The sequence below is a fragment of the Nocardioides pini genome (assembly GCF_026712185.1).
Classification (GTDB): Bacteria; Actinomycetota; Actinomycetes; order Propionibacteriales; family Nocardioidaceae; genus Nocardioides; species Nocardioides pini.
Genome location: NZ_JAPPUX010000003.1, coordinates 434,939 through 448,438, shown reverse-complemented (window position 1 = coordinate 448,438; position 13,500 = coordinate 434,939). Strand labels below are relative to the sequence as shown.

The 13,500-nt window shown below is 71.5% G+C and carries 11 protein-coding genes; 5 read left to right on the top strand and 6 right to left on the bottom strand.

What is annotated here, in order from left to right:
• The first annotated feature begins 127 nt into the window (after nucleotides 1-127).
• The 4 genes from NYO98_RS11885 to NYO98_RS11870 are packed head-to-tail and all read left to right on the top strand — an operon-like array spanning nucleotide 128 to nucleotide 4,812.
• Nucleotides 128-1,720 (top strand): sugar transferase, encoded by a 1,593-nt coding sequence (locus NYO98_RS11885; protein WP_268111934.1) that lies wholly within the window; start codon nucleotides 128-130, stop codon nucleotides 1,718-1,720.
• Nucleotides 1,721-1,766: 46 nt separating this feature from the next.
• Nucleotides 1,767-2,531: a hypothetical protein gene (locus tag NYO98_RS11880; protein ID WP_268111933.1), complete on the top strand. Its 765-nt coding sequence runs from the start codon at nucleotides 1,767-1,769 to the stop codon at nucleotides 2,529-2,531.
• A gap of 5 nt (nucleotides 2,532-2,536) precedes the next feature.
• Complete coding sequence (locus NYO98_RS11875; protein ID WP_268111931.1) at nucleotides 2,537-3,799, top strand: MFS transporter; 1,263 nt, start codon at nucleotides 2,537-2,539, stop codon at nucleotides 3,797-3,799.
• Complete coding sequence (locus NYO98_RS11870) at nucleotides 3,796-4,812, top strand: hypothetical protein (protein ID WP_268111929.1); 1,017 nt, start codon at nucleotides 3,796-3,798, stop codon at nucleotides 4,810-4,812. The genes NYO98_RS11875 and NYO98_RS11870 overlap by 4 nt, the downstream gene beginning before the upstream one ends.
• A 24-nt stretch (nucleotides 4,813-4,836) precedes the next feature.
• Here the strand turns inward: NYO98_RS11870 and NYO98_RS11865 are convergent, their stop codons facing one another.
• The 6 genes from NYO98_RS11865 to NYO98_RS11840 form a co-directional block, all read right to left on the bottom strand.
• Entirely contained in the window at nucleotides 4,837-6,594 is a 1,758-nt protein-coding gene (locus tag NYO98_RS11865) for a hypothetical protein (protein ID WP_268111928.1), read from the bottom strand.
• A 74-nt stretch (nucleotides 6,595-6,668) separates the two neighbouring features.
• A complete protein-coding gene (locus NYO98_RS11860; protein ID WP_268111927.1) occupies nucleotides 6,669-8,240 on the bottom strand; it encodes a DUF4082 domain-containing protein in 1,572 nt (523 codons plus the stop codon).
• Nucleotides 8,241-8,296: 56 nt separating this feature from the next.
• On the bottom strand, nucleotides 8,297-8,641 hold the full coding sequence (locus NYO98_RS11855) for an acyl carrier protein (protein ID WP_268111926.1): 345 nt from the start codon (nucleotides 8,639-8,641) through the stop codon (nucleotides 8,297-8,299).
• On the bottom strand, nucleotides 8,638-9,873 hold the full coding sequence (locus NYO98_RS11850) for a pyridoxal-dependent decarboxylase, exosortase A system-associated (RefSeq protein ID WP_268111925.1): 1,236 nt from the start codon (nucleotides 9,871-9,873) through the stop codon (nucleotides 8,638-8,640). The genes NYO98_RS11855 and NYO98_RS11850 overlap by 4 nt, the downstream gene beginning before the upstream one ends.
• Entirely contained in the window at nucleotides 9,870-11,483 is a 1,614-nt protein-coding gene (locus NYO98_RS11845) for an acyl-CoA ligase (AMP-forming), exosortase A system-associated (RefSeq protein ID WP_268111923.1), read from the bottom strand. The genes NYO98_RS11850 and NYO98_RS11845 overlap by 4 nt, the downstream gene beginning before the upstream one ends.
• Before the next feature lie 75 nt (nucleotides 11,484-11,558).
• Nucleotides 11,559-12,416 carry a hypothetical protein gene (locus NYO98_RS11840; RefSeq protein WP_268111922.1) on the bottom strand — a complete coding sequence of 286 codons (858 nt, stop codon included), beginning with the start codon at nucleotides 12,414-12,416 and terminating at the stop codon, nucleotides 11,559-11,561.
• A gap of 117 nt (nucleotides 12,417-12,533) precedes the next feature.
• On the opposite strand from NYO98_RS11840, the gene NYO98_RS11835 reads away from it, so the two are divergent.
• Nucleotides 12,534-13,208 (top strand): polysaccharide deacetylase family protein, encoded by a 675-nt coding sequence (locus NYO98_RS11835; protein ID WP_268111921.1) that lies wholly within the window; start codon nucleotides 12,534-12,536, stop codon nucleotides 13,206-13,208.
• Nucleotides 13,209-13,500: the final 292 nt, after the last annotated feature.

The window sequence follows — 13,500 nt, the reverse complement described above, 5'->3', positions numbered from 1 at the left end:
TGAATGGGTATCTCCCGGGCCTGCACGGCTTTCGCTCATTTGCGGCATGCCCCTCCGGAGGGGTGTTCCTAGGCTCGCTGCAAGGTCAGCAACGGGGCGCCTTGGGCGGTGCCTCGAAGGGGGGTTGATGGGAATGACGCAGGTCGTGACCGACACGGTGTCCGGGGTGGTGCCCGTCGCGGCGCCCGACCCGGTGACCGACGTGGCCGACATGGTGGTCGACGTCGTCGCCGCGGAGGGTGCCCTGCTCGACAGGCAGATCCCCCGCCCGCGAGGGGTCATCACCCTGCCGCCCGTCAGCCCCGCCGCACCCGCGCCGGCTCCGCTCCCGGAGCCGGTCGAACCGCCGGTCGACTCGCCGGCCGTGCCCGAGCTCCCGCAGCGGAGGGCCACCCGGTCGGCGCCGACGTGGCCGACGGTCGTCCTCGACCTGGTGCTCGCGCTCGGGCTCGCCGTCCTGTCCGTGTCCCAGGGCCGGCTCGAGCTGCCGGCCGCCCTCGCGACGGCCCTCGCGTGGCCGCCGATCCTCGCCGTCTCCGGCCGCTACCGCCGTCAGGCGCTCGGCCAGTCCCGGGCCGCCCGGGCCGCCGTGGTCCTCGGGGCCGGCGCCCGCACGGCCGTGCTCACCCTGGCCGTCTCCCCTCTGCTCTGGCACGCGGACCCGCTGGCCCTCGCCACGCTCGTCGCCGGCTTCACCGTCGCCAGCGGCCTGCCGTTCGTGGCCGGCGTACGCCGTCCGCTGCCGCGCGTCGTGCTGGCCGGCCGGTCCCGCGACGTCCGCGAGGCGGTGGCACACCTGCGGGCGAGCGGCACCCACGAGGTCGTCGCCGTCTGCCTCAGCCGCGCGTCCAAGACCCCGGTCGACGGCGACGTGCCGGTCTACGTGGGCCTCCAGGCGTCCTCGACCGCTGCCCACGACCACGGTGCCGACGCCCTGGTGGTCCTGCCGGGCGCGAAGCTGTCGCCCGCCGAGGTGCGCAGGCTGCACTGGTCGCTGGCCGGCCTGGGCACCGAGCTCTTCCTCGGCACGGGCCTGCTGGACGTCGAGCCGCAGCGCACCCGGGTGATGTCGACCGCCGGGCTCGGCGTGCTCCACGTCGGCAAGCCCACGCTGCGCGGGCCGCGCAGGCTCGTGAAGGACCTGGTCGAGCGGGTCGTCGCACTCGGGGCGCTGGTCCTCACCCTCCCGGTGCTCGCCGCCCTCGCCGTGGCCATCCGGATGGAGTCCCCGGGGCCAGCGTTCTTCCGCCAGGAGCGGATCGGGCGCGACGGCGTCCCCTTCACCATGCTCAAGCTGCGCTCGATGAGCGTCGACGCCGAGGAAGCGCGCCTCGCGCTGGCCGATGACAACGAGAAGGACGGCGTCCTGTTCAAGATCGCCCAGGACCCGCGGATCACCCCGCTGGGCAGCAAGCTGCGCCGCTACTCGCTCGACGAGCTGCCCCAGCTGTGGAACGTGGTCCGCGGCGACATGTCCCTCGTGGGTCCCCGTCCGGCCCTGCCGTGCGAGGTCGCCGCCTACGACATCGACCCGCGACGCCGGCTCGTGGTCAAGCCGGGCGTGACGGGCCTCTGGCAGGTGTCGGGCCGCTCGGACCTGACCTGGGCCGAGTCGGTGCGGCTCGACCTGAAGTACGTCGAGAACTGGTCGCTGCGCCACGACCTCTCGATCCTCGTCCGCACGGTGCGAGCGGTGCTCGGTCATCGCGGCGCATACTGAGCGCGCGGGCACCGTCTCGTCAACGACCGTGGGGGTCGAGCATCAGATGAACAGCAGTCCTGTGCGGGTCGCCGTGATCGGCGTCGTGGCCAGCCTTCTCCTGGGCGGCTGCGGCGCCGACGAGGCGTCCCCGGACGCAGCCACCCCGGCCGCGTCCTCCGCCGCCACCACCGAGTCGCCGTCGCCCGGGAACCCCTCCGACGGACCCGGCTCGGGCCGGGACCGAGCGCGGAACGGGGCGTCGGGCGGCAAGGGAGCACCGCAGCCCGGAGGAAGCGAGTCCGCCGGACCCGATGACGCGACCAGCGACTCCACCACCGACGGCTCCGACGGCTCCGACGGCGACGGGACCGCGCCGGGCTCGGCGCCCGCGCTCGAGATGCCCGAGGCGCCGGAGTCCCCCGTGTCCAGCCTCTCGGAGCTGCTCGCCCCGACGAACCCCGCGCCGCTCGTCACGACGCCGCTCCCCCGGGGCGCCAGCGCGGAGGGCCGGCTGGTGCGGCAGTTCCCCGACGCCCTCCGCCCGACCCGGGCCGCACGCGTGCAGAGCAGCAGCCTCTCGCCGACGGGTGATCGGCTGCAGGTCGGGCTGGTGGCGACGACGTCCCTCTCGGCGGACCAGGTCCTGCTCGCCTACCGCACCCGTCTCGCCCGCCGCGGCCTGGACGAGACGGCGGCCCCGCCGAGCGTCGCCGGCTCCCGTGCGGCGGCGTTCCGCCGCGGCGACAGCGTCGTGACGGTGACCGTCACCCCGCAGGGCTCCCGGACGAGCTACGCCGTCCACGCCTCGCTGCGCGCCGCGGACGGGTGAGCGGGATGTACATCTCCGTCCGCGACCGGCCGGCAGCCGGCACCACCACCCGCGGCGCGACCTCGACCCGGCCCCCCGTGGGCCGGGTCGTCATCACGCTCGGGATCGTCTCCCTGCTCACCGACGTGTCGTCGGAGTCGGTCTCGGCGATCCTCCCGCTCTACCTCACCGCGGTCGTCGGCCTCACGCCGGTGGCGTACGGCCTCATCGACGGCCTCTACCAGGGCGTCAGTGCGCTGGTCCGCCTCGGCGGGGGCTGGCTGGCCGACGCCTCGGACCGCCCCAAGTGGGTCGCGTTCCTCGGCTACGGGCTCTCCGCGGTCGCACGCGTGTTCCTGCTGTTCGCGTCCGGTGCCGCCGGGATCGCCGCCGTCGTCACCGCCGACCGGATCGGCAAGGGCATCCGCACGGCGCCCCGCGACGCCATGATCAGCACCGCGACCCCCACCGAGCACCTCGGCCGTGCCTTCGGGGTGCACCGGATGCTCGACACCATCGGCGCGGCGCTCGGGCCCCTCATCGCCTTCGGCCTGCTGTGGCTCGTGCCCGGCGGCTACTCCGTGGTGCTCGTGGTCTCCCTCGCCTTCGCGATCGCCGGGGTGGCCCTCCTCGGCCTGCTCGGGCCCGACGTCCGCGCCCGACGCGACCGCGCCGAGGCGAGCGGACCGACGCCGCCGCCGTTCCGGTGGCGCGACCTGACCGACAGGCGGCTGCGCCCGCTGCTCGCCGTCGCGGGCGTCCTCGGCCTGCTGACGATCGGCGACGGGTTCATCTACCTCGCGCTGCTCGACCACGGCGGCGTCAACGTGGCCTGGTTCCCGCTCTTCTACGTCGGCACCAACGTCGCCTACCTGCTGCTGGCCGTGCCGGTCGGCCGCCTGGCCGACCGCGTCGGGCGGGCCCGGACGCTGGTCGTGGGCCACCTCGCCCTCGTCGGCGCCTACCTGTGCGCCGTCCTGCCGACCTCGACCACTGCCGCCACCGTCGGCACGCTGGTCCTCCTGGGCGCCTTCTACGCCGCCACCGACGGCGTCATCGCCGCCGTCGCGGGCCGTCTCGTCCCCGTCCAGGCGCGGTCCAGCGGCATCGCCGCCGCCCAGACGGTGGTGGCGCTCGCCCGGATGCTCGCCTCCGCGGGGTTCGGCGTGCTGTGGCTGCTGCTCGGCCCGACGGCGGCCATGGCGACCGTCGCCGCGCTGCTGGCGCTCGCGGTCGTCGCGGCTGCCACCCGGATCACGCGCCTCGACGGCGCCGCGGTCACCTCGTGAGCACCCGGGTCCGCGTGCTGGCCTTCGCCGCGGTCGTGGTGGCGATCGCCGTCGCGGCGACCGCCTACGTCGTCGTCGAGCGGCGCGAGGTGACCGCCGAGCGGGCGGCCGAGCCCGAGGCCGAGCAGGCGCCCATCACCGAGGTGACCGGCGGCCCGCGGATCGTGTTCCGCCACACCGGGATCGACAACCAGTACGGCATCGTGGCCGTGGTGCCGCTGGACGACCCGGGTGGCCCCCGAGCGTTCACCGGTGTCTCCTGTGACCGGGTCGCGGCGCGTCCCGAGGGCGCCTCGTGCCTGGTCACCGACGAGGGCGTCGCCGCGAAGTACGAGGGATTCGAGCTCGACCCCGACTGGAAGCAGGTGGCGACCAACGACCTCCCGGGCATCCCGAGCCGCACCCGGCTGAGCCCGGACGGGACGCTCGTGGCGACGACGGTGTTCGTCGCCGGCCACTCCTACATGTCGACCGGCTTCTCCACGGCCACCGAGGTGCACGAGTTCGGCGGGGGCGAGCGGTGGGGCAACCTGGAGAAGTTCCAGCTGGTCATCGACGGCCGCGAGGTCGACCCCGTCGACCGCAACGTGTGGGGCGTCACCTTCGCCGACGACGAGACGTTCTACGCCACCGTCGCGACCGGCGGCCGGACGTGGCTCGTCGAGGGGGACCTCGACGACCGCACGCTGACCACGGTGTCCCCGGACGCCGAGTGCCCGTCGCTCTCGCCCGGCGGGACCCGGGTCGCCTTCAAGGTCGACGTCGACCCGGGGCGTCGCGTCGTGTGGCAGGTCGCCGTGCAGGACCTCGCGACGGATGAGCGCACGCTCCTCGAGTCCGGGCCGCGGGGCCTCGACGACCAGGTGGAGTGGCTCGACGACGACACCCTGATCTACGGGATGCCCCGCGCCGACGAGCCCGGCGTCACCGACACCTGGGCGGTCGACACGACGCCCGACGCGACCCCACAGCTGCTGATCGAGCAGGCTTGGTCGGCAACCGTCGTGCGCTAGGAAAGACGAGGTCGGCAGGTGCGCTCAGTCCGGCGATGCAGTCGTGCGAGGGCTCGGTAGACAGGAGACGTTGAGGATGAAGGCCACCGTGCTGGGATCTGGGTCAACTTCGCCAGCGACCAGGCGGTCAATCCAAGCATCGTCGAGCACTCGCTGGTTCCGCGCCGCATCGAGCACCTCCGGATTCGCCCGCCAGTGCTGCACGACCTTGCCGGCCAGTACCGCCCCTCCCGCCGGTGGACGGGTCGACCGCGAGAGCCGCTGTCGGGCCTTGCTCGACGCCTTCTGCGCAAGCGTCCGCGCTCCTCGCAGGCGGTCGGACAGGTTGGGATAGGCGTAGGCTTCCGGCGGGGGGCGGCCGTTCAGCGGTATGCGCCCCAGCTCCTCGTCCAATGCCATCTGGAGCCGACCCAGGAACAACGAGTTCCGCTTGCTGTCAGGCGACATCCCCTGCGCGATGGCGATGAACCGGTCATCGAGCATCGGGTTGACGACGGAACGGTCCATGCAGATGGCCGTGTCAGTGACACCTGCCCACCTCTGCATCCGCTGCAAGAGGTAGAAATCGTCAGTCGCGTCGAGCCAGTCCTTCCCGGTCGCTGCCATCAACCCGTGGATGCGGTCGACGGCCCGCTCACGCGCACCCTCGCGAAGCGTCGGATCGACCGATGCGGGATCGACGGACTCGTTGGCGAACATGCGCCAGCCGGCCAGCCGCGCCACCCGGGCTCGGGTGACCGACGGGTCCCGGGGACGACCCAGGTAGTAGAAGCCCCTGGCCACCTCCCCGCCGAGCCCCGCGATCCGGTGGCCTTGGTCCAAGCGCCTCTCGGCCACGGTGAGCGCCGCAAGTGCGAGCGGATCGGCCATGCCCTCGAGTCGTGCGCTCGACGCTACGCACAGGTCGTAGGCAACCCCCGGGTCGAGGCCCTCGAGGCTGTCCAGCGCCTCGACCTGGTGACGTGTCCCCGTCCTGGCGCAGATCTGCGCCGCGAGGCCCACGTCTTCGCTCCCGGGCACGGCCAGCGTCACGGCCGTGAGGCCGCGACGGAGTTCCGGCGGGATGGCGCTCAGCAGGATGCGGGAGTCCTGGCCACCCGTGAGCTGGAGGGTGGCGCCTGGATGGTCGGCGAGGTAGGCGGTGAGGTTCGCACGGAGCACGTGAGCCGCCCGCTCGACCGCGTCGTCCAGCGAGAGACGTTCGGGGTCCGGACGGTGCCCGCCGTGGATCGTGAGCCGCCCACCCTGCAGGTGGGCAAGGGCGCCGGCGCCGAGCTTGGTGACCCCGTCGAACAGGGTCCACTGACCGACCTGCCAGCCGACCAGGCTCTGCAGTGACACCGAATCGCGGTCAACCCCGTGCCCGCCCAGCACGGCCAGGAGCCGGGCAGACGTGCTCACAGCCGCCCCCGCCCTGCCCTCTGAGTGATAGAGGTGACGAAAGCCCAGCGCGTCTGTGACGGCGGCTGCCTCCTCGTGCCCCGGTCCGGTCCTCATGGCCGCGAAGGGGGGCAACAGCTCGCCCAGTGCGGTGGTGTCCCTGCGGGCGATGAGGCTGGCGATATCCCGGGGCGAAGCGTCGCGCTCTCGTCGCCGCGGGCCGCGACTGAGCATCAGGCACTCGTCAACCACCGTCCCCAGGTCACCCCAGGCAGCCGTGACCAGGGAGCCGTGCTCCTCGACGACGGCGTCCGTGATGCCGATCTCGCTGAGTGCCGCCCACACGTCAATCACGTTGGACGGCGCGCGACCGCGCGATAGGACCAGCACCCCCTGTTGCATGGCCCCATCGTAGGAGCGCGCGCGGGTTCGCACGTCCCGAATTTCGAGGGTCTCCGGGGCAGCGGTCTCGCCGATCAGGGAGTGATGGGGGTTCCGTCCTCCCAGACGTTGCCCGTCCACTGGTTGCCCGGAGCGTCCTCGTCGTAGTCCGTGATGGGCCACCAGATTCCGCAGTTCCCGGTCTCGGTGCCGCGCGTGAAGACGTTGTCGACGAACCTGATGTTCGCCGTGGCGTCGGAGTAGGGCTTGCCACCGGAGGCCCCGCCGTAGGCGCACGTCGCCCCAGTGGAGGGGAGGAAGAGGTTGTTCTGGATCAGGTTGTCGCGCACGGCGGCGAAGTCGCCGTAACCGGTCAGTCCGGCCGAGCAGCCCGCGTCCGGCGGGACGGCCGGTGCGTCGCAGGTGATCGTGTTGTGGATCAAGGTCGTGTTCTGCTCCATCCGGATGCCCGACTCGTGGTGCACCCCGGTCTCGTCGGTCATCTGGCCGTGCACGTAGGAGTCGCGGATAGTGCAGTTCGACACGCACGACATCGACCTGCTCCCCCCAACTACGTGCACACGGGTGGCCGTGAAGTTGTGCGCCTCCAGCCCGGTGCCCGCCTCGTCACCGGCATTGATGTCGGTGTCGGTGATGGTGAGGCTGGCGTCTTCGCTGATGCGCACGTTGCCGACGATCGACGAGCGCGAGACGGTCACGTTGGGCGCCAGGATGTCGAGAAAGCCATTGATCTGCTTGGCGTCGATGACGGTGCCGGGTGTCTGGATCGTCATGGGACCCGTGTACGGCGTCAGCGTCGTACCTGCCGGGACCCCGGTGTTGTCGGCGTTGGGCCATGCGGTGTTGGTCGGGTCCGGCGGGACGGTCGGTTCGGTCGGGTCGGTCGCCGTGCTGGCCGGCACGAACAGGACGTCGACCCAGTAGTTGGACTTGCGCCACGTCTTCGTCGGGAAGCGAGACTTCGCGCCGTGCCGGCGGACGCCCAGCCGCGTCTGCCCCGTGCGGAGATCACCGCGGACTCGAGCCTTCCGCAGACCTCGCTCGGTCATGGCGTAACGGCCCTTCGGAGCGAAAACCGACACCGTGTAGGTCCTATTGGCACGCACCCTGACAGGCGACGCGAACCGGACCGTCACCCAGCCCTTGCCGTCATGGGGGGTGACCTCGACGCTCGCGAGGCGCTTGCCGCGCGCGTTCCACAACGACGCACGCCGAGGTGTCGCTCCTGGAGCCCGCGCGACCTTGTAGACCTGCGCACCGCTCACGCTTCCGGCGGTGGCAGCGACGAACTGGAGGCCGATCTCCGTGGGACGCCGATTGCGGACCTTGGTCATCTCCCGAGGCTCGGACTCGGCGAAGAGTCCGACCTCCCCGGTAGCCACGCGGACCGCGGGCTCGAGATCGGATCGGTGGGCCGTCGTCGGCGAGACGAGCGAACCGCTGAGTACGAGTGCGGCCAGGACGACCAGCGAAAGGGTCGCGCTGAGGGCGCGAGGGCGCGTGGGGGCATGGTGGAACGAGGAGGACATAGGGGCTGCCTGACCGTCGGGGGAGTCGGTTGGGGGCTCACTATGGCTACCGGTGAGCGACCACGGCAAAGCGGCAGTCGGCTCGAACGCGGTCGATCGCGGCCCACGCACCGGCATCGTCGCAGGTCAGGAGTGCGGACTACCCCAAAGTGGGGAAAAGAGCTACCGTCCGCTCACGGAGCGCTGGAGACCTGCTTCCCCGCCACGAAGTCGGCCAAGCTGCCGACCGTCTCGAAGACCTCCCCGGTGACGTCATCGTCGGCGACCTCGATGTCGAAGTGCTCCTCGAGCGCCGCCGCGAGCTCCACCACGCCGAGAGAGTCGAGCTCAGGTAGCTCGCCGAAGAGCGGCGTCGAGGCATCGAGGGTCGATGCCTGGTCCTCGATGCCTAAGGTGCTCACGAGCACCTCGATAACCGCATGGACGTGGTCATGGCTGGGCTGCATGGATGCCTCCGGCTCTGTGCTTCGTTCGGATGTGCTGCGTGCGAGGTGCGTGGTCGGCGCGCCAGCAGTCATACCAGCACCTCTGCTGGTGCCGGGTGCCCGAGAAACGCCGTAGGACTGGCCGTCAGGCCGTAGGCGCCGGCCTGGTGCACGACGAGGAGGTCGCCGACGTCGGCGGACGGCAGTCGTACCTTGTCGCCCAGGACGTCGAGCGGAGTGCAGAGGCTGCCGACGACCGTGACCTCCTCGCGTTCGCCCTCAGGGTCCGCCGCGCCTGCGACGTCCGCGGTGATCGGGTAGTTGCGACGGATGACCTGGCCGAAGTTCCCCGAGGCCGCGAGCTGGTGGTGCATGCCGCCGTCGACTACGAGGTAGGTCACCCCGCGCGACACCTTGCGGTCGACGACCCGGGTCACGTAGACCCCGGCCTCCCCCACGAGGTAGCGCCCCAGCTCAACACCGATGCGGGCCTCCCCCAGCACCGGACGGAGACGCTCGGCGCACAGTCGCCTCAGGTTCGCCCCGACGGCGTCGAGGTCGAGGGGGTGGTCCTTCTCGAAGTACGGGATGCCGAACCCACCGCCGAGGTTGACGTAGCGGACCGGTCCGGCGGCGTACTTGGCCAGCTGGAGCACCAGGTCCACCGTGCGCTCCTGGGCCTCGGCGAGGATAGGGGCGTGCAGGTTCTGCGAGCCGGCGAAGACGTGGAACCCCTCCAGCTCCATCCCGATGCCGGCCAACCGGTCCATCAGCGCAGGGACGGCCTCGGCGTCCACGCCGAACTGCTGAGGTCCACCTCCCATCCGCATCCCGGATCCCTTGACCGCGAAGTCGGGGTTGACGCGGATCGCGGCGCGGGCGGCCAGACCCAACGCGCGAGCGACGGTTCCGAGCCGTCGAGCCTCCCCTTCGGACTCGACCTCGACCAGCACCCCGGCCGCCACGGCGCGACGCAGCTCGTCGTCGGTCTTGCCGGGACCTGCGAAGGTGATGCGCTCGGCCGGCGTGCCCGTGTCGAGCGCGACCGCCATCTCACCGGCCGACGCCACGTCGAGGGTGTCGACGAGGCCGGCTAGGTGCTGGACGAGCGCCGGCATCGGGTTGGCCTTCACCGCGTACCCGAGGTCGAGATCGTCGGGCAGCGCGGCGCGCACCTCGGCCACCCGCGCGGTGAGTAGTCCCCGGTCGTAGGCGAAGAAGGGGGTGGAGCCCACCCTCGCCGCCAGGCGCTCGAGGCCAAGGCCGCCAACCCGGACGCGACCGTCCTCGAAGAGGAAGCGTCGTGCATGCTCTGCGGCGATCACGATGCACCTCCCGTCCCGCGATCCGCGAGGTCGCGGGCAACCTCCGCTGCGAGCGCGACCCGGTCGAACTTGCCGTTCGGCGAGCGCGGAAGCTCCTCGCGCACGACGACCTCCGCCGGCACCATGTAGAGCGGCAGCTCGCGCCGCAGCACCCTGAGCAGGGCCGCCACGTCGAGGCCGTCGCCGCGCGCGTGTGGGGCGGCGGCGAGCACGACGCGGTGCCCCAGGCCGTCCTCGGGGATGCCCAGTGCCACCGCGTCCCGGACCAGCCCGGTGTCGTAGGCCGCCTCCTCGATCTCGGTGGGGCTCACCCGGTATCCCGAGGTCTTGATCATGTCGTCCGTGCGGCCCACGAAGTAGAGGTAGCCCTCCTCGTCGGCGACCACCGTGTCCCCGGACCACACCGCGAGCTCCGCTGCCTGCCAACCGGGGGTGCCCGGGAGCGGTCGGAAACGCTGGGCGGAGCGCTCGGGATCGTTCCAATAGCCCAGCGCAACCAGTGGACCGCGGTGGACGAGCTCCCCCTCCTCGCCCGGGTCGCACGACGTGCCGTCTGGGCGCAGGACGAGGATCTCGGCGTTGGGGATGGCCTTGCCGATCGAGTCCCCCCGCTGGTCCACCTGTGCCGGGTCGAGGTAGGTCGATCGGAACGCCTCGGTGAGTCCGTACATCAGGAAGGGCGCGGCGTCCGGAAACGTCTCACGCAGTCGCTTGAGGGTCGTCGCTGGCATCCGTCCACCGGTATTTGCGAAGTAGCGCAAGGACCGAGTCGCCTCATCTGGCCATTCCTGGTCGGTCAGCTGGATCCAGAGGGGAGGCACGCAGGTCAGCCCAGTCACCTGATGCCGGGCGCACAGGGCGATGAGGTCGCGAGCGACGAGGTAGTTGGCGAGCACCACGTGTGCGCCGACCGCCATTGCGGTGGTGACTTGGCTCAGGCCCGCGTCGAAGCTGAGCGGCAGCGCGGAGAGGATGACGTCGTCGGAGGTGTTGCCGAGGTAGCTGCTCACGCTCTCGGCACCGACCACGAGGTTGCGGTGACTGAGCACGACGCCCTTGGGTGACCCGGTACTCCCGGAGGTGTAGAGGATTGCGGCACGGTCGAGGTCCGGCAGTCGCGGGGACGGCGTGGGCAGCGGGTCCGCGTCCGACAGCCGGGCCCACGAGTGCAGACACACGCCTCCTGCCACACCCTCCGTGGGGCCCAGTGAGGTGTCGCGGTCGACGAGGATCACATGCCGGAGGTCGGCTCCCTCGAGCTCACCGGCCAGCGTGGCCCAGCGTCGTTCGGTCGTCACGAGCACCACCGAACCACTGTCGCGGACCACGTGGGCGACCTGGCGCGGCTTGAAGACCGGGTTGACGGGCACGAAAGCAGCCTCGGTGAGCGAGGCCCCCAGCATGGAGACGACGGTCTCGATGCGCTTGTCGAGGAACACCGCCACCCGGTCGCCACGGACCACACCCAAGCGGTCCAACCCGGCGCCCACCGAGCGCACGTCTCCCCACACCTCGTCGTACGTGCGGGTGACGGCGCCCGCCGTCAGTGCCGCACGCGCGCCATGGCGCGCGGCCGCCTCCTCGAGCAAGTGGTGCACCCGGGTCCTCATCGACGCCTCCCCCTCTTGCCGCTCACATGCGGCCTGTCCTCACATCTACCATCCAACTCAGATCACCTCGACCGCTCACCACGAGACGCAGGTCAGCTCGCTGTAGAGGTAGTCGACGTCCGCAGCCCCCAGCGCGTCGCTACGGAACATTCTCGGTCTCGGATTGGCCAGGACCACTCCGCCGGGCGGCGTCCAGCCGGCCACCCGGTCCTCGACGAGAGTGGCGAGCGCTCCCTGCGCCAGGAGGTGGCGCGAGAGCCGGTTCCAGGCGCGCGGGAGCAGCTCGGCGGATGACACGTAGAGCAGCGTCGCGAAGACCGGCATCCGCTTGCGGCGGTCCTTGCGGTGGATGACGTAGAGCGGCTCGCCGTCGACGTCGAGAACCACGTGGCGGGCCGCCGCCGCACCGAGGTGGTCCTCGAGGATGCGGCGTGGGGTCCCGCTGAGACGGCTCGCCATCCCCCCTGGATCGGTGGTGAGGTGGACGCCGCGTGAGGGGAGTGGCGCATTGAGCACGAGTCGTGTCGCGGTGTCGAGGTGACGGAACTTCAGCCGCTCGTTCAGCGCGACGACGTTGCCACTGGGCGACAGGTCGGTGAAGGAGTACCCACGCTGGCCGAGAAGGGCGCGCAGCAGCCGCAGGCCCTGCGAGCGGTGCTCGTCGTCGACGCACCAGGCCGCGAGGTTGCAGAAGCGCTCGACACGTCCGTCTACAGGACGCTCGGAGTAGAAGGCCAGGGCCGCGCCGACCACGCGGCCGTCACTACGTAGGTGGAACCCGTGGTTGGGCGCCTCGCTCGGCCAGGGTGGCACCATCGAGCGCGCCCACTGATCAGCACTGAGCCTCGGGTTGAGGGCGTGGTGCAGGTACGCCCCCACCTCGGGGACGTCAGTCCCGGAGATCGGAGCGAGCACGACTGCGGAACCCCCCATGCCCTCAGCATCCGACGCGCGCATGCGCTGGGACGCCAGGGCCCGGGCATTACCCACATTTGGGGTATCAACGTCGGGCAGGTCGACGACCACCTTCGGGGCTCCTAGCGTGACGGCATGGTCATGGGGGGTCCGACGCGCGTCAACGTGTGCTTCCATGGGATCGGCATCCCGGGGCGCGAGCTCGAGCCGGGCGAGGCGCCCTACTGGGTTTCGCACGACACCTTCCTCGGGGTCCTCGACGCCATCGCCGGCGACGATCGCGTCAGGATCAGCTTCGACGACGCCAACGCCTCCGACATGGTCCACGGCCTGCCCGCGTTGCTGGCGCGCGGTCTTACCGCCACCTTCTTCGTGCTCGCGGGCCGGCTCGACCAGCCTGGCAGCCTCGGCTCCGATGACGTGCGTGCGCTCGCTGCCGCCGGCATGACGATCGGCACCCACGGCATGGCCCATCGACCGTGGCGCGGCCTGACTCCCGCAGAGAGTCGACGCGAGCTGGAGGACGCCAGGGACGTGATCGCGGGTGTCATCGGTGCACCGGTCGACCAAGCGGCACTTCCCCTCGGCAGGTACGACCGTCGCCTCCTTCGTGAGCTGCGCCGGTTGGGCTACACGGCTGTACACACCAGCGACCGGCGCTGGGCACACGAGGGGTCGTGGCTGCAGCCGCGCTTCTCGGTCGTGAGCAGCGACACCGGCGCCAGCGTGCGGACCTCGGTGCTCGGCAGGCAGGCCCCGGCGCGGCAGGCCGAGCGGCACCTCGTCGGAGCCATCAAGCGCTGGCGGTGAAGGACATGAAGGGAGCCAGGACGGACGGGACCAGAGACGACGGCGCACGACCCTTGGTCTTGTGGCGCGCGGGGACAAGGTGGGACTCGCTCGCGGGCACTGACCGGCAGCTCGTCGCCGCACTTGCGCCCCACGTCGACGTGCTGTGGATCGATCCGCCGCGCTCGGTGATGACGCGACGGCCGGGCGACCGGCTCCTCCCCCGGTTGGAGGACGAGGCCGCGGGCGTCCGGCGCCTCAGTATCGCCGTCCCACCGATGCCGCACCGCAGGTGGATGTTCTCCGTCACGGA